The sequence below is a fragment of the Streptomyces cyanogenus genome (assembly GCF_017526105.1).
GTDB lineage: Bacteria > Actinomycetota > Actinomycetes > Streptomycetales > Streptomycetaceae > Streptomyces > Streptomyces cyanogenus.
Genome location: NZ_CP071839.1, coordinates 4,027,250 through 4,053,394, shown reverse-complemented (window position 1 = coordinate 4,053,394; position 26,145 = coordinate 4,027,250). Strand labels below are relative to the sequence as shown.

The window sequence follows — 26,145 nt, the reverse complement described above, 5'->3', positions numbered from 1 at the left end:
GGCGTCCGGTGCGGACCTGCGGGGTTTCGTCCGATCCAGACGAAACCCGCTAGCTCTCGGCCAGGATCTCGTCCGCGTCCACGATCCGGTAGGCGTACCCCTGCTCGGCCAGGAAGCGCTGCCGGTGGGCGGCGAAGTCCTGGTCGAGGGTGTCGCGGGCGACGACCGAGTAGAAGTGGGCCTGGTGGCCGTCGGCCTTGGGGCGCAGCACCCGGCCGAGCCGCTGGGCCTCCTCCTGCCGGGAGCCGAAGGTGCCGGACACCTGGATGGCGACGGTGGCCTCGGGCAGGTCGATGGAGAAGTTGGCGACCTTCGACACCACCAGCACGCTGATCTCGCCCTGGCGGAACGCGTCGAAGAGCTTCTCGCGCTGCGCGTTGGAGGTCTCGCCCTTGATCACCGGGGCGTTCAGGTGCTCGCCCAGCTCGTCCAGCTGGTCGATGTACTGCCCGATGACGAGGATCTGCTGCCCGGCGAACCGGCGGACGATCGCCTCGGTGACCTTCCGCTTGGTCTCGGTGGTCGCGCAGAAGCGGTACTTCTCCTCCGTCTCGGCGGTGGCGTACGCCAGCCGCTCGGAGTCGGTGAGGTTCACCCGGACCTCGACGCAGTCGGCTGGCGCGATGTAGCCCTGCGCCTCGATCTCCTTCCAGGGCGCGTCGAACCGCTTGGGCCCGATGAGGGAGAACACGTCCGACTCGCGGCCGTCCTCGCGCACGAGGGTGGCCGTGAGCCCGAGCCGGCGCCGCGCCTGGAGGTCGGCGGTGAACTTGAACACCGGCGCGGGCAGCAGGTGCACCTCGTCGTAGACGATCAGGCCCCAGTCCCGGGAGTCGAACAGCTCCAGGTGCGGGTAGACGCCCTTCCGCCTGGTCGTCAGCACCTGGTAGGTGGCGATGGTGACCGGCCGGATCTCCTTCTTCGTGCCGCTGTACTCGCCGATCTCGTCCTCGGTCAGCGAGGTCCGCTTCACCAGCTCGTGCTTCCACTGCCGGGCGGAGACGGTGTTGGTGACCAGGATCAGCGTGGTCGACTTCGCCTGGGCCATGGACCCGGCACCGACCAGCGTCTTCCCGGCACCGCAGGGCAGCACGACGACCCCGCTGCCGCCGTGCCAGAAGTTCTCCACGGCCTGCTTCTGGTACGGCCTGAGCGCCCAGCCGTCCTCCAGCAGCTCGATCGGGTGCGCCTCACCGTCGACGTACCCGGCGAGGTCCTCGGCCGGCCAGCCCAGCTTCAGCAGCGTCTGCTTGATCTGCCCCCGCTCGGAGGGGTGCACGGCCACGGTGTCCGGGTCGATCCGGGCGCCGACCAGCGGCGCGATCCGCTTGGACTTCAGCACCTCCTCCAGCACCGGCCGGTCGGTGGTGGTGAGGACCAGGCCGTGCGCGGGGTGCTTGGACAGGGTGAGGCGGCCGTAGCGGTCCATCGTCTCGGCGATGTCCACGAGCAGCGCGTGCGGCACCGGGTAGCGGCTGTACTGCACCAGGGCGTCCACGACCTGCTCGGCGTCGTGCCCGGCGGCGCGCGCGTTCCACAGGCCGAGCGGGGTGACCCGGTAGGTGTGGATGTGCTCGGGTGCCCGCTCCAGCTCGGCGAAGGGCGCGATGGCACGCCGGCAGTCGTCGGCCCGCTCGTGGTCGACTTCGAGGAGCAGGGTCTTGTCGGACTGGACGATCAGCGGACCATTCACGCGCGGCACACCCTTCCATGACGGCCAAACGTCCAGTGTGCCTCATGCGGCCGGGGCGCTCCACGGTCGCAAGATCGACGGCGGAACCGAGCGCCGCGTGCAACCCCCTCGCCCCGCCGCGAGTCCTGACACCCGGAAGGCGGCGCGGGCGCGCGGCCGGGTGAGGAGTTCAGGGATGTCGGCACGCAGATGGGCCGTCGGCACCGGAGCCGTGGTGGTACTGGTGGGCACCGGCACCTGGGTGATGCGGCCGGGGAGCGTCGACACGCGGCTGTGGGACGAGGTGCGGCCCGTCATCGAGGCCCGGCTCGCGGCGGAGAGCCACGGCACCGGCTACGGCGAGGACGTGCCCGCGCTGCACGCGCGCTGGTTCTGCCGGGCCGAGGCGCTGGACCTGGCGGAGCGCGGCGACGAGGTGCGGGCGGGCGTGGACACGCTGTGCGTGGAGTACGGGATGCGCGACGGCGGCCTGGTGGAGTGCGGCGGCGGACGGGTCCCGCAGGTGGTGCGGCTGGAACGGGACCCGCACGGCGGCTACCGGGTGGTCGCGCGCGAGGCGCCGCCGGACGGCGCCGGTAACGGGGAGTGGACGAAGGCCCACTTCGGCTTCTTCGCCCGGGCCGCCCTGGACGACACGATGCCGTCCGACACGCTGCAGAGCACCGCCCGAGCCCACTTCGGCCTGACCGCGGACGCGCCGGTCAGGGACTGCTGAGGCCTGTCGCCCCGGGCCTCCTCAGTCGTCCGCCAGCTCCGCGACCCCGGTGATCCGGTGCAGCGGGTACGTGCGCACCTCGTCCGCCGTGTGGTCGTACGCCGTCACGAAGCCGCCCTCCACGCGGATCGGGGCGATGACCCGCTGGCTGGCGGCGCCGTCGGCGTTGACGTAGCCGATCCACACCGAGTCGCCGGTCAGGACGGCGGCCTGCATGGTGGCCAGGGTGTCGGCGGCGGAGGTGCGGGGCAGCTGACCGCCCGTCAGGGGCTCGCCGACGGGCTTGCGCGGGGCGGTGGCGGCCAGGTCACCGGCCCGGATCGCGCGGATCGCCGCCGCGAGCAGCGTGGCGTCGGGCGGCGGCGGGCCGTCCGGCACCGGCTCGGGCGCGGTGCGCGGCGGGGTCCGGTGGGCGTGCGCCCGGGCGATCAGGACATCACCCTCGGCGGACTCGGCGGCGGGTGCGTACCCCATCGCGCGCAGCCCCTCCAGCAGCGTCGCCGGGTCGGTCTGCGTCGCCAGCACCGTCGGCGCGAGGCGGCGCAGGCGCAGGGCGGCGGCCCGCTTGTCGGCGAGGATCTCGTTCAGCAGCGCGTCGTCGTCGCACCGGACGTACGCCGAGGCCGCGCCGACCCGCAGATGGCCGTGCCGCCGGGCCACGTCGTCGATCAGGTAGGCGAGCGGCTGCGGCACCGGGGTGCGGGAGTGCTCGGCGAGGAAGGCGTGCAGGTCGGCGGCGGTCCGGCCGGCGTCCAGGGCCCGGCGGACGGACGCCGGCGTGAACCGGTACACGGTCGCGCCGCCCTTGGACTCCACGTCCGCGAGCACCCCCAGCATGTCCGCGAGCGGCCGCCGCAGCGGGCCGGGCGCGACCGCCGTCAGGTCCGCCTGGAGCAGGACGTGGTCCAGCGGCTGCGGCAGCAGCGGGGCGAGCAGCCGGGCCGCGGCGGCGGTCGCGACCGCCTGCTCGGCGGAGGAGAGGGGGGCGAGGCGGTCGGGCGCCCGGTGGTGGTGCACCGGGAGCTTGTCCCCGGGACCGGCGGGCTCGGACGGGCCGGCCGCCGGGGCACCGGGTGGCGCGGCGGGTTCGCCGGTACGGGCAGCGGGGCCACCGGCCGTCCCCGCGGCGGGCGGTGCGCCCAGCAGCGCGCGGCCGTGCGCCGACAGCGCGCCCCGCCCGGTCACGCCCAGCAGTTCCGCCTCCGACAGCGCCCAGCGGGCGAGCCGGGAGCGCAGATCGTCGTCGTCGCCGTCGCGCTGGGCGCCGCGCAGCGGACGCTCCCAGCGCAGCCGGGCCAGCACCGACTCGGCGTCCGGGGCCGCGCCCCGGGGCAGACCGGCCAGCAGGGACAGCACCCGGTGCCGTACCTCCGGCGCGGCGGACCGGTCGAGGCCCGGGCCGAGCGCCGACAGGGCGCGGTCCTTCGCGTCCCGGCCGCCGACCAGCCCCGGCGTCCGGGTGGCCGTCAGCCACGCCTGGGCGAGCCGGGCCCAGCGCTCGGCGGGCGGCAGCTCCAGCCACTCGTCGTAGGCGGGGGTGGCCGCGTACCGCTCGTCGGCCTCGCCGTCGGAGGCGATGAGACCGGCCGCGTAGGCCAGCTCGGTCCAGAAGGCGGCGACCGGCTCCGACACGTCCAGCGCCACGGCGGTCCGCTTCAGGTCACGGACGCTCATCCCGCCGGCCCGCAGCACCGCGGGGCCGCCCTCGTCCCAGTCCTTCAGCAGCTCTTCCACGGTGGCCAGCGCGGTGTACGCCTGCCCGGCCGCGGTGGCGTCCACCACCTGGGGGCTGTGCGTCGCGGCCGTCGCCACGGCGGGCGGCAGCGGCTCGGGCACCCGGTGGGCGCGGCCCTCCCGCAGGTGCAGGGCGACCTCGCGGGGCAGTACGACCGTGCCGGGCGTGGTCGGCAGCAGCAGACCGCGGTCCAGCAGCCAGCGCAGATGCGCCGCCGGTTCCGCGGTGACCTGCCCGTACGGCGGCCCCCACACCAGCCGGGAAAGCACCTCGCGGGCCGCCTCCGGGGCCCCGGCGAGCAGCTTCGCCATCTTCTTGCGGTGGGTGAACAGCGCGGTCAGCGCGGCCACCGCGGACACCGAGTCGTGCGTCGACGGCAGCCCGGCCGCCGTCACGATCTCCTGGATCCGCCCGGGCGACATGCCCGAGGTGGCCTCCTGCACGGTCGGCCCGAGCCCGGTCGGCGACGGGTGCTGGGGCGACGGCGCGAGCAGCTCGCGGGCGGTCCGCACCAGCCGCAGCCGGTCGTCCCCGCCCCACACCAGCGCCTGCGCGCGCAGGGTCCCGAGGGCCCGCGGCAGCGCGCCGGCCACCGTCTCGTCCCCGGCGTCCCCGGCCATCAGACCGAGCAGCGTGTCGTACGACGCCGGGTCCGGGGCCACGGCCAGCGCCTCCGCCGTCTGCAACGCGAACCGGTCCAGCCGCTCCAGCGCGCGCAGCACCGAGGCTCGGGTGCCGGCGCGGGTGGCGAGCTGGGTCAGATCGGTGGGGACGGGGGTGATGAGGTCGGGGCGGCTGCGCAGGAGCACGGCCAGGGACGCGTCGTCCCGCGCGCGGAGCGCCTCCGCGAGGGACCGAGGGGCTGAGTGGGCCTCGGGGCTCATCCGGCCAACGTTAGCGGAATTCGCCGTACCGAGGGCGTCCGCGAGACGCGGTACCGTCCTCACCGGGGAATCAGTCGGCGCACCCCGGAGGGGTTTCCGTGGGGATCGAGAGCGACCAGGTCGTCTACGAGTATCTGAGCCGCGTCGGAGACATCGCTCAGCAGCGGCAGCTGCCGTCCGCGACACGGATGCGGCTGGTGTCGGAACTGCGCAACGAGATCGACCGGTACCGGGCGCAGACGACGGTGGACTCGCCCGCCGCCGTCCGCCGCATCCTGGACCGCCTCGGCACCCCGGACGACGTGGTCGCGGCGGCCGGCGGCACCGGGGGCGGCCCGCAGCCGCCTCCCACCGGCGTACCGGCCCAGCCCTCCGGGGAGCGTGCGCCGGAGGCGGCGGAGCAGCAGCGGCCCAAGGGGCTGCGCCGGGTCGTACCCCGCCCGCGCTCCGCCGAGCCGGCACCGCCCGCCCCGCGCGACACGCCGGCCCCGCCGCATCTCGCTCCCGCGCACGAGCTGGGGGACGGCACGGCTCCGCCCGACTGGTGGCGCGTCGGCACCGCGGGTCCCCTGGGGGACGTCGACCCGGTGCCGGGGTTCGTCGGCGGCGTGGAGATCCCGGAGCTGCTCAGACGGCCCCCGCAGGCGGCCGCAGCCGAGAAGGCCGAGCCCGTGGCCGAGCCCGCCGAGGCCGCACCGGAGGCCGTGCCCGCCCGGCGCCGCCGCCTGCTCCCCCTCCCCTCCGCCGGCTGGTCCAACCCCCTCCTGCTACTGGCCGCCGCCGCGCTGGTCGCCGGTGCCGTGCTCGGCAACTGGTTCGCGCTGCTCCTGGGCTGGGCCATCGCCTACGGCTCCCGGCGGCTGACGGCCGCGGAGACCAAGTGGGCGGTGATGGTGCTGCCGGGCACCGCGGTCGCGGCCGGCGTGGTGTGGCTGTGGGGACGCAACGAGGGCCGCTGGGGCGATCCGATCGCCCGAGGCCACATGAACGACGCGGTCGGCGACACCTGGCCGTGGGTGGTCAGAGGAGCGGCGGTCGCCTCGGCTCTGTTCCTCCTCTGGCGCTCACAGCGCAAGCGCTAGCGCCGGCGCGGCTGCGGCCGGTGTCCGGCTGCGGCCACCCCGCCCCAGGGGCGCGGGGAACTGCGCGACCGGCCGACCAGGCACCCGCACCCGGCACACGACAGCCACTCCCACGGCGCGACCCCGCAAGGCCCCCACTGCGGTCGGTACCCGGCAGACAACGCCGGCCCCAGGGCGCACCGCGCCCTCGTCGGCACCGCGCACCCGCGCCCGGCGCGCAACACGCACCCCCACGCCGCAAATCCCACTCGGCCGGACCGCCGGAGGTACCCGGCACAATGTCCCGCATGGCCTCCTCACTGACCGTCGGGTTCGACCTCGACATGACCCTCATCGACTCCCGCCCGGGCATCCGTGCCTGCTACCTGGCCCTGGCGGAGCGGACGGGGACGTTCATCGACGCCGACCTGGCGGTGACCCGGCTGGGCCCGCCGCTCGTGGAGGAGCTGATCCACTGGTTCCCGGCCGAGGAGGTGCCGGCGATGGCCGATCTGTACCGGGAGATGTACCCCTCCATAGCCATCGCCGCGACGCCCGCGATGGCCGGTGCCCGGGAGGCGGTCGAGGCGGTGCGGGCAGCCGGCGGCCGGACGATGGTGGTCACGGCGAAGTACGAGCCGAACGCCAGGCTGCACCTGGCCCACCTCGGCATCGAACCGGACGTGATCGTCGGTGACCTGTGGGCCGAGCAGAAGGCGGCGGCGCTGCGCGAGCACGGCGCCGGCGTGTACGTCGGCGATCACGTCGGGGACGTCCGGGGAGCCCGGGCGGCGGGTGCGTTTTCGGTCGCCGTGGCGACCGGCCCGTGCCCGGCCGGGGAGCTGCGGGAGGCCGGCGCGGACGTCGTGCTGACCGCCCTGTCCGACTTCCCGGCGTGGCTCAGCGGCTACCGGGAGGCACCCGGCGCCGTCTTCCTCGCCTGACGCCGTCCGGCGGCGACGGACCGCAGGACACCGGCGCCGGCCACCAGGAATCCGACGGCCATGAGCATGCTCAGACCGAACATGTAGGTCGGAAAAGGTGTGGCTCCGAGGAACAGCGGGGCCACCGTGACGAGGGTGGCCACGGCACCGATGAAGAACACGACCGCACCGGCGCGGATCAGCCGGTCACCGGGCGCGGCGGAATTCGTTTGGGTTTTGTCACGCACCGGACCAGGGTAGTTCCCTGCGCGAGAGAACAACCGGGGGACGTCTTGTCACCCGCCCGAAGACCATTAGCCTTGTAGCGCTTGGTAGCGGCGGGTCATGGTCGACCCGCCCCAGTGCTATCAAGAGCCGTTTCCGAAGTAGTTTTCCCGACGAGTACGAGGACGAGGACAGACGTGCCTACCGGCAAGGTCAAGTGGTTCAACAGCGAGAAGGGCTTCGGCTTTCTCTCCCGCGACGACGGCGGTGACGTCTTCGTCCATTCCTCGGTTCTCCCCGCCGGAGTCGATGCGCTCAAGCCGGGACAGCGCGTGGAGTTCGGTGTCGTCGCCGGTCAGCGCGGTGACCAGGCACTTTCGGTGACCGTGCTCGATCCGACCCCGTCGGTAGCCGCCGCCCAGCGCAAGAAGCCGGACGAGCTGGCCTCGATCGTGCAGGATTTGACGACCCTTCTCGAGAACATCACTCCGATGCTGGAGAAGGGCCGTTACCCGGAGAAGGCGTCCGGCAAGAAGATCGCCGGCCTGCTCCGCGCGGTCGCCGACCAGCTGGACGTCTAGAACCGGCCGGACCCGTCAGGGAAACCGGACCCGTCAGGGAAAAGCGAGCGCATCCGGGCCGAGGGGAGGTACGAGCCCCTCGGCCGCCGCGCGCGTGAGCAGCCCGCGCACGGCCGCGTAGCCGTCCTCGCCGAGGCCGGCGGTGAACTCGTTGACGTACAGCCCGATGTGCTGGTCGGCGACGGCCGGGTCCATCTCCTGGGCGTGCGCCATGACGTAGGGCCGGGAGGCCTCCGGGTCGTCCCAGGCGGCCCGTACGGAGGCCCGGACGGACTCGGCGAGCCGGCCGAGCGTCTCGGCACCCAGCGACCGCTTGGCGATGATCGCGCCCAGCGGGATCGGCAGCCCGGTGGTCCGCTCCCAGTGCTCGCCCATGTCGGCGAGCTTGTGCAGCCCGTAGTTCCGGTAGGTGAACCGGGCCTCGTGGATGACCAGGCCCGCGTCCACCTTGCCGTCCCGCACGGCCGGCATGATCTCGTGGAACGGCATGACCACGATCTCGCCCACCCCGCCGGGCAGGGTGTCCGCGGCCCACAGGCGGAACAGCAGGTACGCGGTCGACTTCTCGCTCGGCACCGCGACCGTACGGCCCGTCAGCTCGACATCGGCCTCCCGGGTGAGCACCAGCGGCCCGCAGCCCCGGCCCAGCGCGCCGCCGCACGGCAGCAGCGCGTACTCGTCGAGGACGTACGGCAGGACGGCGTACGACACCTTCAGTACGTCCGACTCGCCGCGCTCGGCCATGCCGTTGGTGATGTCGATGTCGGCGAAGGTGACGTCCAGCGCGGGGGCGCCGGGCACGCGGCCGTGCGCGAGGGCGTCGAAGACGAAGGTGTCGTTCGGGCAGGGGGAGTAGGCGATCCGCAGGGACTGCTGCTGCTCACTGGTCATGCGTGTTCCAACTCTCCAATGCGGGCGCGAGCTTCCCGAAGCCCTCGGTGAGGGCGGCGAGGGCGTCCCCGATGCGCCAGGCGGCGCGGTCCCGGGGACCCACCGGGTTGGAGACCGCGCGGATCTCCAGCACGGGCACACCGTGCGCGGCGGCCGCCTCCGCCACCCCGAAGCCCTCCATGCCCTCGGCGAGCGCGCCGGGGTGCCGGGCGCGCAGGGCGGCGGCGCGGGCGGCGGTGCCGGTCACCGTGGAGACGGTCAGGATGGTGCCGGTACGGGCGCCGGTGGCCTCGGACACGACTCGTACGAGTGATTCGGGCGGGCGGTGGGTGACGGTCCCGAAGCCCAGTTCGGTGACCGGGAGAAAGCCGTCGGCGGTCTCCGCGCCCAGATCGGCCACGGTGATCGCGTCGGCGACGACGAGGGAGCCGACGGGCGCCTCCGGCAGGAAGCCGCCGCCGATCCCGGCGGAGACGACCAGGCCGTAGGGGCGGCCGGCCAGCGCGGCGGCGGTGAGGGCGCCGGCGGTGGTGGCGGCGGCGAGCGCCGGGCCGACACCGGCGGCGAGCAGGTCGAAGCCCGCGGCCGTACGGCACAGGGACCCGCCCGGCAGCGGTGTCTCCCGGGCCGCCGGGTCCTGGGGCGCCGCGGTCAGCGCCCCCGCCACCGCGTCCCGTTCGACGGGGACCGCGGTGGCGACGAGGACCGGGAAGGAGGTCGTGCTCAGGCCTTCTTCAGCTTGAAGGTCCACAGACCCTTCTTCGACTTGTCCTCGCCCATCTGGACCGCGAGCGTGTTGGTCTCACCCTGCGTGCCGTACTGCAGGTTGAAGAACACGCTGCTCGGGATCGTGCGGTACGTCTCCTTGCTGAAGTCGCCGGCCGGGCGGCCGTTGACCAGCAGGACCCATCCCGCGTCCGCGATCTTCGGATCGACGCCGATGCGGACGGTCTGGTCCTGGCCGACCTTGATCGACTTGGCCTCGCCGGCCTTCTTGACGCACTTCTTGAGCGACTCGGCGTCCAGGGGCTTGCCGTCGTTGTAGCAGAGGGCCTCGGAGTTGACCGAGTCCCGGCCGACGGTGATCGTCGCGACGGGCGTCGGCTTGTCACAGGCCGACAGGACGAGCAGTCCGGCGGAAACGGCGCCGGCAACGGCGACGGCGCGGCGGCGTCGCACAACGGATTGCAGCGTGGTCATGGCCGAAGGCTATCGGGCCGCCGCAGCAGTCCGCCCACGTGGGGTGCGGCGTGCCCGGTTCGTTACGCCGGCCGACGTCACACCCGGCCTCATGCCACCTGCGGCCGGGCCCGGCCGCCGTGCCGGGCCGAGGCGAGCAGGCCCTTCAGCGTGCCGAGCCAGCCGACGGCCACGAACGCGGCGCCGACCAGCAGTCCGACCGTGCCGTTGAGCGGCATCACGATGCCGACCGCGCCGCCGAACACCCACGCCATCTGCAGCAGCGTCTCCGAGCGGGCGAACGCCGAGGTGCGCACCAGCTCCGGCACATCCCGCTGGATCAGCGCGTCCAGCGCCAGCTTGGCCAGCGCCTGCGCGAACCCGGCGACCGCGGCCAGACAGGCCACCAGGAACGCCCCGAAGAACAGGGCGGCGACGACCGCGGCACCCAGCACGACCGCGACGACGGTCACGATGATGATCTCCGGGGCACGTGACCGCAGCCAGGCCCCCACCGCCGTCCCCAGCGCGTTGCCCGCGCCCGCCGCGACCCCCACTATCCCCAGCGACACCGCCGCGCTCTCCCCGGTCAGCGGGTGCTCGCGCAGCAGGAAGGCGAGGAAGAAGATCAGGAAGCCGGACAGGCAGCGCAGAGCGGCGTTGGCGCCGAGCGCGTGCGTGACGGCCGGCCCGACCGTCCGCAGCCCCGGCCGCTTCACCTCCTTGCGGTGCGGCCCGCGCAGATGCTGTTCGTCCGCCGCGAGCAGGGCGACGTCCTCGCCCTTGGCCGAGTCCACCTTCGGCGGCAGGGAGAACGACAGAAACGTCCCGGCAGCGAAGATCACGAAGGCTCCGTAGAGCGGCCAGGGGTCGCCGAGGGCGTGCAGGCCCGCCCCGACCGGCGCGGCGGCACCGGTGGCCAGCAGCCCGGCGAGCGTGACCCGGGAGTTGGCCTTCACGAGCGAGAACCCCGGTGGCAGCAACCGCGGTACGACGGCACTGCGCACCACGCCGTACGCCTTCGACGCCACCAGCACGCCCAGCGCGGCGGGATACAGCTCCAGGCCGCCGCTCGCCACCGCGCCCGAGATGACCAGCGCCAGCAGTGCCCGCGCCAGCATCGCCCCGGCCATCGCGGCCCGCCGCCCGTGCGGCAGCCGGTCCAGCAGGGGGCCGATGACGGGGGCGAGGACGGTGAACGGGGCCATGGTGATGGCGAGGTAGAGGGCGACCCGCCCGCGGGCCTCGTCCGTCGGCACCGAGAAGAACACCGTGGACGCCAGCGCCACGGTGACCATGACGTCCCCGGCGCCGTTCACCGCGTGCAGCTCGATCAGTTTGCCCAGACCGGACTCGCCCGCTCCGTGCGCGTGCGTCACCCTGCGGATGCCCCGGGCCGCACCCGTGACCGGACGGTGCAGGGCACGGCCGACCGCGCGGACGGCACCGCCCACCCGGCCCGAACCGCCGCCCCGACCACTCGCCCTGTCCGCGGCTGCCACGACGTTCATAGTGCCCCGAGATGCCGCCGTATAGTGCGGACGCGGCCCGCGTGGCGGCGTACGGCCCCGGTCGGCCCAGGCAGGGGGCGGGTGGGAAAATCCACGAATCCTGTCCGGTGTAGCGTGCCTATCTCAGCCATAACGCAGAATGGATGGCAGAGGTGCGCCCAGGCGCGCGGATGCAGACGTCGATGCGGTCCCCAGGTCCGCTCCGTCGGCGAAACCGCCGGAGGCAGCCGCACTCGACGAGACGGCGTAGGAGAGAAGCGATACCTGTGAGCGCAGCGACCACGCGAAGCCGCACCCCCGACCGCCTGTGCGCCGAGGCCGTCGACCTCGCCCGCGCCGCCGCCGAGGAGGCCGCCGCGCCCGGCGTGGTCGGCGAGCACGCCGGCCTGGTGTCCGAGGGCGACCGCGTGGTCACGCACTTCTTCGAGTGCAAGGAACTGGGCTACCGGGGCTGGCGCTGGGCGGTGACGGTGGCCCGCGCCTCCCGCGCCAAGATCGTCACCCTGGACGAGGTCGTGCTGCTGCCCGGCCCCGACGCCCTGCTCGCCCCCGAGTGGGTCCCGTGGAGCGAGCGCCTGCGCCCCGGCGACCTCGGCCCCGGCGACCTGCTCCCCACCGACCAGGACGACCTGCGCCTGGAGCCCGGCTACACGGGCGAGGAGGAGCCGCCGCCGAACTCGGTGGTCTCCGAGGAGATGCGCGAACTGGCGGAGGCCGAGGACGCCGACGTCGCCCCGGGCGCGCCCGCCGTCCAGCCGACGCTCCCCTTGCGCGGCTCCGTCGCGTCCGTGGCCGAGGAACTGGGCATGCGCCGCGCGCGCGTCCTGTCCCGCTACGGCCTGCACACGGCGGCGGACCGCTGGGAGGAGGCCTTCGGCCCGAAGACCGCGATGGCCCAGGCGGCTCCCGCCTCCTGCGTGAGCTGCGGCTTCCTCGTCCCCATCGGCGGCTCCCTCGGCCAGGCCTTCGGCGTCTGCGCCAACGAGTTCTCGCCGGCGGACGGCCGCGTGGTCTCGCTGGCCTACGGCTGCGGCGGCCACTCGGAGGCGGCGGTCATGCCCAAGCCCCCGCAGCCCGCCGCGCCGGTCATCGACGAGACCCGGGTCGACCCCTTCCCGCTCCGCCCGGCCCGCGACTCGGGCTCGGTCCCGGAGACCGGCGACGACGAGACGGCGGAACTCGGCCACTCCTGAGGTTTCACGCGCACCTCGGCCCACACCGTCTTGCGCGGTGAGGGCCCGGGCGCCGTACCCCAGCGCTCCGCCAGCGTGTCCACGAGGAGCAGCCCCCGCCCGCCGTCGGCGTCCGGCGTGGGCCGGAGGGCCTGCGGGACGCGGTCACCGCGCGTGTCGGTCACCTCGATACGGAGCGTGTCCCCGACGGCGTACATCATCAGCCTGAAGTCCCGCCCGGCCACGCGGCCGTGGGTGGCCGCGTTCGCCGCCAGCTCGGCCACGATCAGCTCCGCCGGTTCCAGCGGCAGCCCCCAGGTGCGGAGTTGCTCCCTGGCGAGCAGCCGGGCCAGCCGGGCGCCTCGGGGTGTGGGGGAGAGGCGGACCGTGAAGTGCGGGACGGGGGTGGAGATGTGGGTGGAGATTTCCTGGTTCACATCACTCAGAGTGGCGGAGACTGCTACCTGTGAACAGTGACGGAAGGGTTGCGTAGGGTCACTGTCCGTCGCTTGTCCTGTGGTGTCCGGACCTGTCGACCAGGGGGTGCGGTGTGAGTGAGGAAGAGGAGCCGGGGTGGGAGGTCGAACCGGATGACGAGTGGGGTGTCGCCGTCATCGCCACGGTGGGCCGCCAGCTGAGGCTGCGGCGCGAGGCGTTGGGCATGCGCGCGGCCGAGTTCGCCAGGGCGGTCGGGTACAGCGAGGACATGGTCTACAAGATCGAGTCCGGCAAGCGGATCCCGAGACCGGAGTACCTCGACAAGGCGGACAAGGTCTTGGACGCGGGTGGGTTGCTCTCCGCGATGAAGGAGGACGTGGAGAAGGTCCGGTATCCGAAGAAGGTTCGGGCGTTGGCGGAGAGGGAGGCCAAGGCGGTCGAGATCAAGCTGTACGACCCGCTGAACATCCACGGTCTGCTCCAAACGCCCGAGTATGCACGAGCGCTGCTCCTCATGCGGCGTCCCGCGTACAGCAGCGAAGAGGTGGAGCGGTTCCTGTCGGCACGGATGGCTCGCAAGTCCATCTTCGAACGGGATCCGGCGCCCGAAATCAGCTTTGTCCTGGAGGAGTGGACGCTGCGACGACCGCTCGGAGGCAGGGAAGTGTTGCGGCGCCAACTGGAACACCTCGCCATGGCAGGGCAATTGCGCGGCGTCGAGCTTCAGGTGATGCCGATGGACTGCGAGGAACACGCTGGACTGGCCGGTGGCATCGAGGTGCTGAAGTTTGCGGACGGCTCGGCAGTGGGCCGCTCGCCAGCAGTGGTCAACGGCCGACCGGTCGAGGAGCCGAGGCATCTCCGTATCCTGGAGCTGCGCTATGGAAGCATCCGGGCGCAGGCGCTCACCCCCCGTGAGTCCACGACCTTCATCGAGCATCTGCTGGGGGCAACATGATCCGCTGGTTCAAGAGCAGCTACAGCAGCAGCAGTGAAGGCGACTCCTGCGTCGAAGTCGGTCTGGACTGGGCCGTCGCCCCCACCCCCGCCACCATCCACATCCGCGACTCCAAGCAGGACAACGGCCCCCTCCTCACCGTCGCCCCCGCCACCTGGACGGAGTTCGTCTCGTACGCCGCCCGGCACTGAGCTAACCGGTGAGGCTCCTCTCGTGGACCGTGTCGAGCCTCGCCTCCCTGCCGGTGCGTTCCAGGCGCAGGTGGGCCGAACGGCCGTTCAGCGTCAGGGTCATGAGCTGGTTGCCGAACCACGGGCCGCCCCGCTTGCGCCACCGCACCGGCAGCCGCGCGCAGCGACCGTGCCGGGCCAGCAGGCGGCCCAGGGAGCGGGCCGGCGCGCTCCAGCCGATGCGGAAGCCGATCCGCATGGCGAGCGGCACGGAATTGTGCACCGGTGAGCAGGTGAGCTGGACGACGGGGATGCCGAGGTCGCCGGAGCGCCAGGTCGCCTCGGCGACGTAGCCGTGGTGCACGTCCCCGGACAGCACGCACACGCTCGCCGGGGCGCCCGGCGCCGCCGCGGCCTCGGCGATCAGGCCGGCGAGGTCGGCGAAGGAGCGGGGGAAGGCCGCCCAGTGCTCCAGGTCGGCCCCGCGGCGCAGCCACTCGCCGAAGCGGGCCCAGCGGTCGCCGCGTTCCCCGGCGCACAGGGCCGCGTCCCAGCTCTCGGCGTCGTGCACCAGGTGCGGCAGCAGCCAGGGCAGGGACGTGCCGATCAGCAGGTGGTCGTAGGCCCCCTCGTCGGCCAGGGCCTGCTCGCGCAGCCAGGCGGCCTCGCCCGCGTCGAGCATGGCGCGGCGGTTCTCCTCCAGGACCCGCGCGGCCCGGGAGTCGACCATCACCACCCGGACCCGGCCGAAGTCGCGCCGGTAGCTGAAGCGGACCGTGGAGGAGTCGGCGTCGGCCTGTTCGGCCAGGGCGCGCAGCGCCTTCGTGCCGTCCGGGGTGGCGCGGACGGCGGCCCAGGTCGGGTCGTCGGCCAGCTCGGCGGGGGAGAGGTTGCCCAGGTGCTGGTGGACCCAGTACGACATCAGGCCGCTCAGCAGCCGTTCCTGCCACCAGCCGGTGGTGCGCATGTCGGCGAGCCAGGCGGCGGAGGTGTTCCAGTCGTCCACGATGTCGTGGTCGTCGAAGATCATGAAGCTGGGTACGGTGGACAGCAGCCAGCGCACCTCCGGGTCGAGCCAGGACTCGTGGTAGAGGTGGCAGTACTCCTCGTAGTCGGTGACCTGGGCGCCGGGCGGCTCGTCGAGGTCGCGGCGGGCGGCCAGCCGGCGCCGGGTCTCCTCGGAGGTCTCGTCGGCGTAGACCTGGTCGCCCAGGAGCAGCAGGACGTCGGGGCGCTCCGCGCCGGGGTCGGCCGCCAGGCGGGTGGCCAGGGTGTCGAGGGCGTCGGGGCCGACCGGGTCCTTGCCGTCCGCCGGGGGCGCGGCCCAGCGGCACGACCCGAAGGTGACGCGGACGGCGTCGCCGGCGCCCGGGGTGCGGATGACGGAGGGCGGAAAGCGGGAGCCGGGCAGGGGCCACACCCGGGTGCCGTCCAGGAACACCTCGTACGAGGGGGAGGTGCCCGGTTCCAGTCCGGTCACCGTGACGAGCGCGTAGTGGTGCCCGGCCACCTGGAAGGTGGGGGCCGTGCCGGCCGCGCCGTCGGAGCAGCGCACCTCGGCCGTGCAGGGCCGGCTCGCCTCGACCCACACGGTCGCGCAGGAGCCGTCGGTGTACCTCAGCAGCGGACCCAGGCGCAGTTCGGCCATGTGATCGCCTTCCTGTCTCGGACGGTACGGAAAGGAACGACCCCAGCGACGGTACAGGCGTCTGGGACCCGGCTGTGCGGGCACGTGTGAGGAGACCGGGGTGGGGCCCCGGTGAGCGGTGACGGAGAGGCGGTGGCGTGGCCGAGCACGAGCACGAGCAGGCGGCGGAGGCGGGGGAGACCCGCGGCCCGGTGCGCGAGGAGGACCTGCTGCGGGGGTTCGCGGTGGACGACCGGCAGCCGGAGCGGCCGGTGCTGCTGGACGCCGGCGGCCGGCCGGTCGAGACCTGGCGGGAGAACCACCCCTACGACCACCGGATCGGCCGGCGCGAGTACGAGCGGACCAAGCGGATCCTGCAGATCGAACTGCTCAAGCTCCAGCGCTGGGTGAAGGACACCGGGCAGCGGATCGTCGTGGTGTGCGAGGGGCGGGACGCGGCCGGCAAGGGCGGCACCATCAAGCGGTTCACCGAGCGGCTGAACCCCCGCGGGGCCCGCGTGGTGGCGCTGGACAAGCCGACCGAGCGGGAGTCGGGGCAGTGGTACTTCCAGCGGTACGTGACGCACCTGCCGGCCCGCGGGGAGATGGTCTTCTTCGACCGGTCCTGGTACAACCGGGCCGGGGTCGAGCGGGTCATGGGGTTCTGCTCGGAAGCCGAGCACCGGCAGTTCCTGCGGCAGGCGCCGCTGTTCGAGCGGCTGCTCACCGACGACGGCGTCCTGCTGGTGAAGTTCTGGTTCTCGGTGTCCCGCGCCGAGCAGCGGACCCGGTTCGCGATCCGGCAGGTCGACCCGGTGCGCCGCTGGAAGCTCTCCCCCACCGACCTGGCCTCCCTCGACCGCTGGGACGACTACACCGCGGCCAAGGTCGACATGTTCCGGGCGACCGACACCGCGCACGCGCCCTGGACGGTCGTGAAGAACAACGACAAGCGGCGGGGCCGGCTGGAGGCGATGCGCAGCCTCCTGGACCGTTTCGACTACCCGGCCAAGGACCACGAGGCGGTCGGCACCCCCGACCCGCTGATCGTCGGTGCGGCGGACACCCTGCTCGAACCGGGTGAGGAACCCACGGCCCTGTCGCCGACCCCGCTGGCCGGACCGGGCGGCGGACCCGGGAACCACCCGGACCCCGCGGTGCCGGCCGGCCGCGGCTGAGGAGGCGCAGGGGCCATGGGAACGGTGGTGCACGTCCCGCAGACGCGGGACATGATCGGGGACGAGCTCTCCGGCGACGAGGCCTTCACCGCGCTGCGGCGCTACGGGGGCACGCGGCTGCTGGTCGACGCCTTCTCCCGGTTCCGCTACGCCGACGGCTTCACCAACGCCCGCGCCCTCGGCTTCCAGATCGTGCTGGGCATGGTGCCGTTCACCATCGCCCTCGTCGGCCTGGCCACGGCCGCGCACACGGAGAGCGTGGGGCGGATCATCGAGCTGACCCTGGGCCGGATCGTGCCGGGCGCCAGCGCCGACGTGATCCGGGAGGCGCTGCGCGGCACCCGCCGCACCGCCGGCTCCGACGCCTGGAGCACCCTCGCGTTCTGCCTGGGGCTGGCCCTCTCCGTCCTCAACCTGGCCTCGGCCATGGGCCAGGTGGAACGGGGCGCCAACCGGATCTACGGCATCGAACGGGACCGGCCCTTCCCCCGGAAGTACGGCAGGGCCGTGCTGCTCGCCTTCGCCGCCGGCGTGCCCATGGTCCTGGGGTTCCTGGTCCTGGTCGCCGGCCAGGCCGTGACCGCCGCGACGACCGAGGCGCTGGGCACCCCGCGGCCCCCCTCCTGGTGGGGTGCCCTGGAGGTGCCGGTGGGGACGGCCCTCGCCTGGATCGCCTCCGCCGTCGTCTTCCGCTGGTCCCCGCGCCGGGACCAGCCCGGGTACACCTGGCTGGCCTTCGGTTCCGCCGTCCACCTGGTGCTGTGGGTCACCGCGACCTGGCTGCTGACGCTCTACGTCTCCCGCAGCGGCTCCTTCGGCGCCGTGTACGGGCCGCTCACGGCCTTCGTGGCCCTGCTGCTGTGGGCCAACCTGACCGGGGTCGCCCTGTTCCTGGGCATCGCGTTCGCCGCGCAGCTGGAGGCGGCCCGCGCCGGACTGGGCCGGGCCGTGCGGCCGGACCCCGGGCCGGGCCCGTGAGAGCCCGGCGGCGGTGCGCGGGTCAGGACTCCACGATGCGGCGCACGTTGTCGACGGAGCCGCAGCCGGACTTCAGCTGACGCTCACGCTCCTCCCGGAACGCCACGCCCAGCTCCGCGCGCCGCTTGGCCGCCACGTTCTCGCGGGCACCGTTGAGGATGGTGCGCTCCTCCTCGTCGGCGTGGTGGGTGACGGCCTGCACCAGCGCCTCCAGCTTCTCGTCCCACTCCTCGGAGCCGACCTCCTCGACCTGGAGGAGTTCCAGGAGGGCCTTGTTGCCCTCGTCGTGCTCGTGCTCGCCGTGTTCGACCTCTTCGTCCTCGATGTTCTTGTACCGCTTGAGGGCGGGGTACACCTCGGCCTCCTCGGCCAGCGCGTGGGCGATCAGCAGGTCGGCGAACTCGCGCAGGGCGGCCGCCCGGTCGTCCTCGACGCTTCGCATCCGGCGGAAGAGGTCCTCCATGCGCCGGTGGTCCTCCAGGATCAGCTCGACGACGTCCTGTGTCGGGGTCATGGACGTGCTCCACTCTCGTGCGAAGGGATGCGTGCCACCTCCGCTTACCCCCTTCGTGCGCACCGATGGCTCCCGCTGCCACCACGTCCCCTCGGTCTCCGGTCCGTCCGCGCTGTAGGTTCGGTCTCACGTCGTAGAGGAGAGTCAACGTGAGCAAGTTCGTGCGGCCGGCGGCCGAGGGCGCCGACCCCTTCGGCACCGCCCGTCTGCGTCGCGGGGTGCTCGACGCCTGGGCGACCAGTCCCGCCCGTTTCCGGGAGGACGCCAACGCCGAGGAGGACCTGGTGCTCGGCGGGTACCGGGACCGGCTCGTCGTGGAGCTGGCGCAGAACGCCGCCGACGCCGCCGCCCGCGCGGGTGTGCCGGGCCGCCTGCGGCTCACCCTCCGCGACGGTGTCCTGGTGGCCGCGAACACCGGCGCCCCGCTCGACGCGGCCGGTGTCGAGTCGCTGTCCACGCTGCGGGCCTCCGCCAAGCGGGACGCCGAGGCGGCCCACAGCGCCGTCGGCCGGTTCGGTGTCGGCTTCGCCGCCGTCCTCGCCGTGACCGACGAGCCGGCGATCGTGGGGCGGCACGGGGGCGTGCGCTGGTCGCTGGCCGAGGCCCGGGAACTGGCCTCCGACGTGGCCCGGCACAGCCCGGGGCTGGGCGACGAGGTGCGGCGCCGGGACGGGCACGTGCCCCTGCTCCGGCTGCCGTTCGCCGCCGAGGGCACCGCCCCGGAGCCGTACGACACCGCCGTCATCCTGCCCCTGCGGGACGCCGCCGCCGCCGATCTCGCCGAGCGGCTGCTCGCCGGCATCGACGACGCCCTGCTCCTCGCCCTGCCGGGGCTGGCGGAGGTCGTCGTGGAGATCAACGGCGAGGCCCCCCGCACGCTCGGCCGGCGTACCGACGGCGCCTTCACGGTCGTGGAGGACTCCCGCGACGGGATCACCAACTGGCGTACCGCGTCCGCCCACGGGCCGCTCACCCCCGACCTCCTCGCCGACCGGCCGGTCGAGGAGCGGCTGCGCCCGCACTGGTCGGTGACCTGGGCCGTACCGGTGGACGCCTACGGCGCCCCGACCCGCCCCCGCACCACCCCGGTGCTGCACGCCCCCACCCCGAGCGACGAACCCCTCGGCGTGCCCGCGCTGCTCATCGCCTCGTTCCCGCTGGACACCACCCGCCGGCACGCGGCACCCGGCCCGCTCACCGACTTCCTGGTGCAGCGCGCGGCCGACGCCTACACCGAACTGCTCGCCGCCTGGCGACCGGTGGGTGAGGGCATCATCGATCTCGTGCCCGGGCCGCTGGGCAGGGCGGAGCTGGACGGAGCGCTGCGGCAGGCCGTGCTGGAGCGGTTGCCGCGCACCGCCTTCCTGCCCCCGGCCGTCGAGGGCAAGGGCGACGACGAGCTGCCTCAGGCCCTGCGGCCCCGCGACGCCGAGATCGTCGAGGGTGCCGGCGCCGGCACCGTGCGGGTGCTCGCCGAGGTGCTGCCCACCCTGCTCCCGGCCGGCCTGGAGCGGCGCGCGGAGCTGCGCACCCTCGGGGTCGCCCGGCTGCCCCTGGCGGACGCCGTCGACCGGCTCGCCGGGCTGGAGAAGGAGCCGGAGTGGTGGTGGCGGCTGTACGACAGCCTCGCCGGGGTCGATCCGGAGCGGCTGTCGGGGCTGCCGGTGCCGCTGGCTGGGGGCACCTCCCAGGCTTTCGGCTCTGGGGGAGGACGGACCACCATCGGGCCGCGTCAGGTGCTGCTGCCCACCCCGGACGCCGCCCGCATCGACCCGGACGTGCTGGGCCGGCTCGGGCTGAAGGTGGCCCACGCGGACGCCGCGCACCCCCTGCTGGAGAAGCTCGGCGCGCTGCCCGCGACGCCGCGTGCGGTGCTGACCACCCCGCAGGTGCGGGTCGCCGTGGCGGGCTCCCTGGAGGACGACGGCGGCCTCGCCTGGGAGGAGGACGCGCCGGACGCCGAGGAGCTGGCCGACACGGTGCTCGGGCTGGTGCGGGACGCCGGTCTGGAGCCGGGGGAGGAGCCCTGGCTGGGCGCGCTCGCGCTGCCCGACGAGGACGGGGAGCTCGCCCCCGCCGGTGAGCTGGTGTTCCCCGGCAGCCCCTTCGCCCGGGTCATCCGGGAGGGTGAACTCGCCGCCGTCGATGCCGAGCTGGCGGAGAAGTGGGGGGAGCAGCCGCTCGCCGCGTGCGGGGTGCTCGCCGACTTCGCGCTGGTCCGCGCCACCGACGTCGTCCTCGACCCGGACGAGCTGGAGCCCCGGGACGGCGACTATGCCGAACCCGACGACGCCGGCCTGCTCGACGCCGTCGACGTGTGGTGCGAGGACATCCTCGACCGGTTCCCGGACAGCCCGGTGCCACCGGTCGCCACCGAACTCGTCGCCGTCCGCGACCTGGACCTGGTGGACGACGACCACTGGCCCGAGGCGCTCGCCCTGCTGGCCCGGCCGCCGCTGCGGGACGCCCTCACCCAGCCCGTGCGGATCCTGCTCCCCGACGGCACCCACGAGGTCGTACGGCCGTACACCGCGTGGTGGCTGCGCGGGCACCCCGTGCTCGACGGGCGGCGCCCGACCGGACTGCTGGCCGCCGGCGGAGACCCGCTGCTGCGCGGCCTGTACGACGAGGCCGACGCGACCGGGTTCGAGGACGAGCAGGTGCTGCGGGCCCTCGGCGTGCGCACCTCGGTCGGCGCGCTGCTGGACGAGCCCGGCGGGGCCGCCGAGCTGCTGGACCGGCTCGCCGACCCGGACCGCCCGGTCACGCCCGCCCAACTGCACGGCCTGTACAGCGCCTTGGCGGAACTGGACCCCGAGCAGGTGACCCTGCCGGACGAGCTGCGGGCCGTGGTCGACGGGCGCGTGGAGGTCGTGGACGCCGGGGCGGCGGTCGTGGTCGACTCGCCGGATCTGCTGCCGTTCACCTCCGGTGTGCCGCTGCTGCCGGTCCGGCCCGCGCGGGCCGCCGAGCTGGCCGAGCTGTTCCAGGTCCGGCGGCTGAGCGAGTCCGTCACCGGCGAGGTGCACTCGGAGGGGACCGAGCACGACGTACCGGACGCCGTGCGGGTGCTGCTCGGACCGCGGACGCCCGGGACCTACGTCGAGCACGAGGAACTGGTCGTGGACGGCGTGGAGATCGACTGGCGGCTGACCGACGACGGGGTGCTGCACGCGGCCACCCTGGAGGGGGTCGCCGCCGGGCTGGCGTGGGCGGCGGGACAGTGGCCGCGCCGGTTCGAGGTGGCCGCGCTGCTGGAAGACCCCTCGCGGACGGAGGAGTTGGCCCGGGACCGCTGGTTCGACTGAGGTGACGTCCCACACAGTCGAAGGAAAAGTGAAGATCTCGTACAACCTCCGGTGGGTGCAGTCGATCTGATGGTGAGTAACCATCGTCATGATCACGGGGAGACACACACCCATGCGTATGCGAGTCGCTGGTACGGCCGTCCTCGGCGCCCTGGCGCTGTCCGTTCTGGCCGTTCCGGCCGCGCAGGCGGCGGACGCCCACCGCGGCGACACGAAGATCTCGGACGTCGTGGTCAACGGCGGCAAGCCCGTCGTGGTCGGCGCGACCGGGAGCAAGACCATCACGGTCTCCTTCACCGCCACCGACAACTCCGGCATCGCCTGGGCCCAGGCGATCCTGTACCACGGCAAGGACATCGAGCACGCCGACAGCGGTGCCGTCGCCAACACCGCCGACAAGCGGTCCGTCTGCACCAAGGTCAGCGCCACCAAGGCGAACTGCAAGGCGACCTACACGCTGACGGCCCGGAAGAACCTCATCAACGAGGTGGCCGGGAACTGGAAGGTCTGGGCGATCGCCCAGGGCAAGGACACCGACTACGTCAAGAAGGAGAACGCCAAGACGTTCCAGGCGCAGCGGCTGGCCAAGCTGACGACCGACGCCTCCCCCGAGCCGGTGGCGAAGGGCAGCACCCTCACCGTCACGGGCGCGCTGACCCGCGCCAACTGGAACGGCGGCTCGTACGCCGGCTTCTCCGGCCAGTCCGTGAAGCTCCAGTTCCGCAAGAACGGCTCGAACACGTACACCACGGTCAAGACCGTCAAGACGGACTCCAAGGGCCGCCTCAAGACCACGGTCAAGGCCACCGCCGACGGCTCCTACCGCTTCTCCTTCGCGGGCACGTCGACCACCTCCGCGGTCAGCGCCGCCGGTGACTTCGTCGACGTGAAGTAGGCGGCAGCCGACCGGCCCCGGGAGCGCGTGCCGCTCCCGGGGCCGGAACGCTCCCTCTCACTTGTGCCATGCACAGGTAACGGCCAGACCAAATCTGGCCGAGAAGGCGTCTTGCGGTACAACCCTTCGTGTGTCTCGCGGATCTGATCGCGTGAGTCGACCGACTCCACGATCACTTCTCCCTCCAGGGGAACGCAATGCGCATACGTGCCACCGTGGCCGCCGTCTCCGGCGCCCTGGCCCTCTCCGCCCTCGCAGTCCCGGCCGCACACGCCACCGGAGACTCGGGCACGCCGTACACGCTGAACGTCAGCTTCTCGAACGTCACGATCGCCAAGGCGATCAAGGTCGGCACCACCAACATGGTCAGCGCCAGCTACTCGTACACGCTGACGCACGGCGCCGACGTGGACATCACCGCGAAGGACTTCTACAGCGACGCCTTCCTCTACAAGGGCTCGTACGACACCGCGACCGCCGAGCTGTACGGCGACAACCCGGCGACCTGCACCGCCACCTCGGCGACGACGGCCACCTGCAAGGGCACCGTCGACATCTACCCGGCCGACGGAGACCTGAAGAACGCCTGGGCCGGTTCCTGGGGCGTGGCCGCCGAGGCCGTCGCCTTCAACGGCCAGGACCAGAACAACCCCGACCTCAGCAAGGTCGGCTACAAGGACCAGAGCGGCCTCGGCAGCACCCTGGTGCAGCGCTACTCCAAGCTCACGGTCAACGCCGGCCCCGAGCCGGTCGGCAAGGGCAAGACCCTCACGGTGACCGGCAAGCTGACCCGCGCCAACTGGGAGGACCACCAGTACCACGGCTACTCCGGCCAGCCGGTCGCGCTCCAGTTCAAGAAGGCGGGCACGACCACGTACACCACGGTCAAGACCGTGAACACGGACTCGTACGGCAACCTGAAGACCACCACCACCGCCAACTACGACGGCTACTGGCGCTTCAGCTTCGCGGGCACCTCGACCACCCCGGCGGTCAGCGCCGCGGGTGACTACGTCGACGTGCAGTAGCACCTAGTCCGGGAAGCGGCGGTCGACCCACCTCCACAGGTACTCCAGGGCGGCCGCCGCCACCACCGCCACGCCGACCGCCGTCCACGGCAGCGCGACCCCGACCAGTCTCAGGGCGAAGAAGTCCTGCAGGGCGGGGACCACGAGGACGAACAGGAAGGCCACGGCCATCGCGGCCACCAGGGCCACCCGCCACCAGGTGTAGGGGCGGGCGATGATCGCCAGGATCCACATGGAGACCAGGAACAGGGTCAGGGTGGCCGCGCTCGTCTCCGCCTCCAGGGCGCCCGGACCGCTGTAGTGGTGGCGGGCGAGCAGGTACGTGACGAAGGTCGCGAGGCCCGCCAGCACCCCGCCCGGCACCGCGTACCGCATCACCCGGCGGACGAAGTGCGGTCTGGCCCGCTCCGTGTTCGGCGCGAGGGCCAGGAAGAAGGCCGGGACGCCGATGGTCAGGGTGGAGAGCATGGTCAGGTGCCGGGGCAGGAACGGGTACTCGACCTGCCAGCACACCACCAGCAGCGCCAGCAGCACCGAGTACACCGTCTTCACCAGGAACAGTGTCGCCACGCGCGTGATGTTGCCGATCACCCGGCGGCCCTCGGCGACCACCGAGGGCAGGGTCGCGAAGCTGTTGTCCAGCAGGACGACCTGCGCCACCGCCCGGGTGGCCTCCGAACCGGAGCCCATGGCGACCCCGATGTCCGCGTCCTTCAGGGCGAGGACGTCGTTCACCCCGTCCCCGGTCATCGCGACCGTGTGCCCGCGCGACTGGAGCGCGCCGACCATGTCCCGCTTCTGCTGCGGGGTGACCCGCCCGAAGACGGTGCCCGCGTCGAGGGCCCGCGCCAGCGCCGGCCGGTCGGCGGGCAGCCGCCGCGCGTCCACCGCCGTACCGTCCAGCCCCAGCTTCCCGGCGACCGCGCCGACCGACACCGCGTTGTCACCGGAGATGACCTTGGCGTGGACGTTCTGCTCGGCGAAGTAGCGCAGGGTGGCGGAGGCGTCGGGCCGCAACCGCTGTTCCAGGACGACCAGGGCGGTGGGGCTGGCGCCCCGGGCCGGCTCGGAGTCGTCCAGGTCGCGGCGGGCGCGGGCCAGCAGCAGCACGCGCATCCCCTGCTCGTTGAGGTTCTCCGTCTCGGCCAGGGCCGGGTCGTCGGCGGCGAGGAGGACGTCGGGAGCGCCCAGCAGCCAGGTGCTGGTCTCGCCGTCGCCCTCGCTGAACGTGGCCGCGCTGTACTTGCGGGCGGAGGAGAAGGGGAGCGACTCGACGCAGCGCCAGTCCTCGCTGTCCGGACAGGCGTCGATGATCGCCTGGAGGGAGGCGTTGGGGCGCGGGTCGGACTCGCCGAGCGCGCCGAGCACCTTGCGGACGTACGACTCGTCGGCCCCGTCCAGCGGCCGCAGCTCGCTGACGTCCATGCCGCCCTCGGTGAGCGTGCCGGTCTTGTCCAGGCAGACGGTGTCGACGCGGGCCAGGCCCTCGATGGCCGGCAGCTCCTGCACCAGGCACTGTTTGCGGCCGAGCCGGATGACGCCGATCGCGAAGGCCACGGAGGTGAGCAGCACCAGCCCCTCGGGGACCATCGGCACGATCCCGCCGACCGTGCGGGCCACGGCGTCCTTCAGGTCGTCGTTCTTGACGACGAGCTGGGTGACGACGAGTCCGAGGGCTGCCGGGACCATCATCCAGGTGACGTACTTGAGGATGGTGGAGATGCCGGTGCGCAGCTCGGAGTGGACGAGCGTGAAGCGGGAGGCCTCCTCGGCGAGCCGGGCGGCGTAGGCCTCGCGGCCGACCTTGGCGACCGTGAAGGCGCCGCCGCCCGCGACCACGAAACTGCCGGACATCACCCGGTCGCCGGGGCGCTTGACGACGGGGTCGGCCTCGCCGGTGAGCAGCGACTCGTCGATCTCCAGCCCGTCCGCCTCCGCGCACACCCCGTCGACGACGATCTTGTCCCCGGGCCCGATCTCCATGAGGTCGTCCAGGACGATCTCATGGGTGGCCACCTCGGTCGCCACCCCGTCCCGGCGGACCGTCGGCCGGGCCTCCCCGATCACCGCGAGCGCGTCCAGGGTCTGTTTGGCCCGCCACTCCTGGACGATGCCGATGCCGGTGTTGGCGAGGATCACGAAGCCGAAGAGGCTGTCCTGGATCGGCGCGACGAACAGCATGACAAGCCAGAGCACGCCGATGATGGCGTTGAACCGGGTGAGGACGTTCGCCCGGACGATCTGTCCCAGCGACCGGCTGCTGCGCACGGGCACGTCGTTGACCTGGCCACGCGAGCGCCGCTCCGCCACTTCCGCACCGGTCAGCCCCGACGGCCGGGTCCCCGGCAGGGCCACGGGGTGGACGGGGTCGAGTTCGGCGCCCGCGTCTATATGGCTCATGCAGTCGACGTTACGTGCGATGCCGTCCACCCGCCCAGCCGACCGAGCTGTTCAGCCGACGGGACCGCGCCATTCGGCCGA

Annotated in this window: 22 protein-coding genes and 1 pseudogene; 12 read left to right on the top strand and 11 right to left on the bottom strand. The window is 73.3% G+C overall.

Features of this window, described 5'->3' with window-relative positions:
• Window positions 1-49: 49 nt before the first annotated feature.
• Window positions 50-1,693: a DNA repair helicase XPB gene (locus tag S1361_RS18150; RefSeq protein WP_208032882.1), complete on the bottom strand. Its 1,644-nt coding sequence runs from the start codon at window positions 1,691-1,693 to the stop codon at window positions 50-52.
• Window positions 1,694-1,868: 175 nt separating this feature from the next.
• Here S1361_RS18150 and S1361_RS18145 point away from each other — a divergent pair, with 175 nt between their 5' ends.
• Window positions 1,869-2,408: a hypothetical protein gene (locus S1361_RS18145; RefSeq protein WP_208032881.1), complete on the top strand. Its 540-nt coding sequence runs from the start codon at window positions 1,869-1,871 to the stop codon at window positions 2,406-2,408.
• 21 nt (window positions 2,409-2,429) lie between these two features.
• Here the strand turns inward: S1361_RS18145 and S1361_RS18140 are convergent, their stop codons facing one another.
• Window positions 2,430-5,027, bottom strand: a complete 2,598-nt coding sequence (locus S1361_RS18140; RefSeq protein ID WP_208032880.1) for a helicase-associated domain-containing protein — start codon at window positions 5,025-5,027, stop codon at window positions 2,430-2,432.
• Between the two features lie 98 nt (window positions 5,028-5,125).
• On the opposite strand from S1361_RS18140, the gene S1361_RS18135 reads away from it, so the two are divergent.
• Both S1361_RS18135 and S1361_RS18130 read left to right on the top strand, forming a co-directional pair.
• The gene (locus S1361_RS18135) at window positions 5,126-6,109 is read left to right on the top strand and encodes a hypothetical protein (protein WP_208032879.1); all 984 of its coding nucleotides are present in this window, start codon (window positions 5,126-5,128) and stop codon (window positions 6,107-6,109) included.
• Window positions 6,110-6,387: 278 nt separating this feature from the next.
• Window positions 6,388-7,032 (top strand): HAD family hydrolase, encoded by a 645-nt coding sequence (locus S1361_RS18130; protein ID WP_208032878.1) that lies wholly within the window; start codon window positions 6,388-6,390, stop codon window positions 7,030-7,032.
• On the opposite strand, the gene S1361_RS18125 is transcribed toward S1361_RS18130, so the two are convergent.
• A complete protein-coding gene (locus tag S1361_RS18125; RefSeq protein ID WP_208032877.1) occupies window positions 6,996-7,259 on the bottom strand; it encodes a hypothetical protein in 264 nt (87 codons plus the stop codon). The two genes, S1361_RS18130 and S1361_RS18125, sit on opposite strands and share 37 nt — an antisense overlap.
• A gap of 174 nt (window positions 7,260-7,433) precedes the next feature.
• On the opposite strand from S1361_RS18125, the gene S1361_RS39875 reads away from it, so the two are divergent.
• Window positions 7,434-7,817 carry a cold-shock protein gene (locus S1361_RS39875; RefSeq protein WP_189985524.1) on the top strand — a complete coding sequence of 128 codons (384 nt, stop codon included), beginning with the start codon at window positions 7,434-7,436 and terminating at the stop codon, window positions 7,815-7,817.
• 33 nt (window positions 7,818-7,850) lie between these two features.
• Here S1361_RS39875 and S1361_RS18115 read toward each other — a convergent pair whose 3' ends face one another.
• The 4 genes from S1361_RS18115 to S1361_RS18100 all read right to left on the bottom strand — a co-directional run bounded on the left by S1361_RS18115 (window position 7,851) and on the right by S1361_RS18100 (window position 11,398).
• Window positions 7,851-8,708 (bottom strand): 1,4-dihydroxy-6-naphtoate synthase, encoded by an 858-nt coding sequence (locus S1361_RS18115; RefSeq protein WP_208032876.1) that lies wholly within the window; start codon window positions 8,706-8,708, stop codon window positions 7,851-7,853.
• Complete coding sequence (locus S1361_RS18110; RefSeq protein ID WP_208032875.1) at window positions 8,698-9,459, bottom strand: futalosine hydrolase; 762 nt, start codon at window positions 9,457-9,459, stop codon at window positions 8,698-8,700. The genes S1361_RS18115 and S1361_RS18110 overlap by 11 nt, the downstream gene beginning before the upstream one ends.
• Window positions 9,432-9,908, bottom strand: coding sequence for a DUF2771 domain-containing protein (locus S1361_RS18105; RefSeq protein WP_208032874.1), 477 nt, complete (start codon window positions 9,906-9,908; stop codon window positions 9,432-9,434). The genes S1361_RS18110 and S1361_RS18105 overlap by 28 nt, the downstream gene beginning before the upstream one ends.
• Window positions 9,909-9,997: 89 nt before the next feature.
• Window positions 9,998-11,398 carry an MFS transporter gene (locus tag S1361_RS18100; protein WP_243769211.1) on the bottom strand — a complete coding sequence of 467 codons (1,401 nt, stop codon included), beginning with the start codon at window positions 11,396-11,398 and terminating at the stop codon, window positions 9,998-10,000.
• 266 nt (window positions 11,399-11,664) lie between these two features.
• Here S1361_RS18100 and S1361_RS18095 point away from each other — a divergent pair, with 266 nt between their 5' ends.
• Entirely contained in the window at window positions 11,665-12,591 is a 927-nt protein-coding gene (locus tag S1361_RS18095) for a DUF3027 domain-containing protein (RefSeq protein WP_208032873.1), read from the top strand.
• Between the two features lie 122 nt (window positions 12,592-12,713).
• On the opposite strand, the pseudogene S1361_RS18090 reads toward S1361_RS18095, so the two are convergent.
• Window positions 12,714-13,007: pseudogene (locus S1361_RS18090) on the bottom strand (ATP-binding protein); the annotation flags it as partial.
• Window positions 13,008-13,120: 113 nt separating this feature from the next.
• On the opposite strand from S1361_RS18090, the gene S1361_RS18085 reads away from it, so the two are divergent.
• Window positions 13,121-13,966, top strand: coding sequence for a helix-turn-helix domain-containing protein (locus tag S1361_RS18085; RefSeq protein ID WP_208032872.1), 846 nt, complete (start codon window positions 13,121-13,123; stop codon window positions 13,964-13,966).
• Complete coding sequence (locus S1361_RS18080) at window positions 13,963-14,157, top strand: DUF397 domain-containing protein (RefSeq protein ID WP_208032871.1); 195 nt, start codon at window positions 13,963-13,965, stop codon at window positions 14,155-14,157. Before S1361_RS18085 ends, S1361_RS18080 begins: the two co-directional genes overlap by 4 nt.
• Window position 14,158: 1 nt before the next feature.
• Here the strand turns inward: S1361_RS18080 and S1361_RS18075 are convergent, their stop codons facing one another.
• Window positions 14,159-15,784 (bottom strand): alkaline phosphatase D family protein, encoded by a 1,626-nt coding sequence (locus S1361_RS18075; protein WP_208032870.1) that lies wholly within the window; start codon window positions 15,782-15,784, stop codon window positions 14,159-14,161.
• Between the two features lie 191 nt (window positions 15,785-15,975).
• Between S1361_RS18075 and ppk2 the strand changes: the two genes are divergently transcribed.
• Window positions 15,976-16,941: a polyphosphate kinase 2 gene (gene ppk2 / locus S1361_RS18070; protein ID WP_208036656.1), complete on the top strand. Its 966-nt coding sequence runs from the start codon at window positions 15,976-15,978 to the stop codon at window positions 16,939-16,941.
• A 15-nt stretch (window positions 16,942-16,956) separates the two neighbouring features.
• The gene (locus tag S1361_RS18065) at window positions 16,957-17,919 is read left to right on the top strand and encodes a YihY/virulence factor BrkB family protein (RefSeq protein WP_208032869.1); all 963 of its coding nucleotides are present in this window, start codon (window positions 16,957-16,959) and stop codon (window positions 17,917-17,919) included.
• A gap of 22 nt (window positions 17,920-17,941) precedes the next feature.
• Here S1361_RS18065 and S1361_RS18060 read toward each other — a convergent pair whose 3' ends face one another.
• Window positions 17,942-18,433, bottom strand: a complete 492-nt coding sequence (locus S1361_RS18060; protein WP_208032868.1) for a hemerythrin domain-containing protein — start codon at window positions 18,431-18,433, stop codon at window positions 17,942-17,944.
• Between the two features lie 149 nt (window positions 18,434-18,582).
• Between S1361_RS18060 and S1361_RS18055 the strand changes: the two genes are divergently transcribed.
• The 3 genes from S1361_RS18055 to S1361_RS18045 all read left to right on the top strand — a co-directional run bounded on the left by S1361_RS18055 (window position 18,583) and on the right by S1361_RS18045 (window position 23,664).
• Window positions 18,583-21,741 (top strand): sacsin N-terminal ATP-binding-like domain-containing protein, encoded by a 3,159-nt coding sequence (locus tag S1361_RS18055; RefSeq protein ID WP_208032867.1) that lies wholly within the window; start codon window positions 18,583-18,585, stop codon window positions 21,739-21,741.
• A 112-nt stretch (window positions 21,742-21,853) separates the two neighbouring features.
• Window positions 21,854-22,636: a calcium-binding protein gene (locus tag S1361_RS18050; protein ID WP_208032866.1), complete on the top strand. Its 783-nt coding sequence runs from the start codon at window positions 21,854-21,856 to the stop codon at window positions 22,634-22,636.
• Between the two features lie 197 nt (window positions 22,637-22,833).
• A complete protein-coding gene (locus S1361_RS18045; protein WP_208032865.1) occupies window positions 22,834-23,664 on the top strand; it encodes a hypothetical protein in 831 nt (276 codons plus the stop codon).
• Between the two features lie 3 nt (window positions 23,665-23,667).
• Here the strand turns inward: S1361_RS18045 and S1361_RS18040 are convergent, their stop codons facing one another.
• Window positions 23,668-26,064, bottom strand: coding sequence for an HAD-IC family P-type ATPase (locus S1361_RS18040; RefSeq protein ID WP_208032864.1), 2,397 nt, complete (start codon window positions 26,062-26,064; stop codon window positions 23,668-23,670).
• Window positions 26,065-26,145: the final 81 nt, after the last annotated feature.

Bases quoted from the DNA above. Each gene is read 5' to 3' on its own strand.
- S1361_RS18145 (WP_208032881.1), top strand. From the start codon at position 1,869: ATGTCGGCACGCAGATGGGCCGTCGGCACCGGAGCCGTGGTGGTACTG.
- S1361_RS18140 (WP_208032880.1), bottom strand. From the start codon at position 5,027: ATGAGCCCCGAGGCCCACTCAGCCCCTCGGTCCCTCGCGGAGGCGCTC.
- S1361_RS18130 (WP_208032878.1), top strand. From the start codon at position 6,388: ATGTCCCGCATGGCCTCCTCACTGACCGTCGGGTTCGACCTCGACATG.
- S1361_RS18115 (WP_208032876.1), bottom strand. From the start codon at position 8,708: ATGACCAGTGAGCAGCAGCAGTCCCTGCGGATCGCCTACTCCCCCTGC.
- S1361_RS18105 (WP_208032874.1), bottom strand. From the start codon at position 9,908: ATGACCACGCTGCAATCCGTTGTGCGACGCCGCCGCGCCGTCGCCGTT.
- S1361_RS18100 (WP_243769211.1), bottom strand. From the start codon at position 11,398: ATGAACGTCGTGGCAGCCGCGGACAGGGCGAGTGGTCGGGGCGGCGGT.
- S1361_RS18080 (WP_208032871.1), top strand. From the start codon at position 13,963: ATGATCCGCTGGTTCAAGAGCAGCTACAGCAGCAGCAGTGAAGGCGAC.
- S1361_RS18075 (WP_208032870.1), bottom strand. From the start codon at position 15,784: ATGGCCGAACTGCGCCTGGGTCCGCTGCTGAGGTACACCGACGGCTCC.
- S1361_RS18065 (WP_208032869.1), top strand. From the start codon at position 16,957: ATGGGAACGGTGGTGCACGTCCCGCAGACGCGGGACATGATCGGGGAC.
- S1361_RS18060 (WP_208032868.1), bottom strand. From the start codon at position 18,433: ATGACCCCGACACAGGACGTCGTCGAGCTGATCCTGGAGGACCACCGG.
- S1361_RS18050 (WP_208032866.1), top strand. From the start codon at position 21,854: ATGCGTATGCGAGTCGCTGGTACGGCCGTCCTCGGCGCCCTGGCGCTG.
- S1361_RS18045 (WP_208032865.1), top strand. From the start codon at position 22,834: ATGCGCATACGTGCCACCGTGGCCGCCGTCTCCGGCGCCCTGGCCCTC.
- S1361_RS18040 (WP_208032864.1), bottom strand. From the start codon at position 26,064: ATGAGCCATATAGACGCGGGCGCCGAACTCGACCCCGTCCACCCCGTG.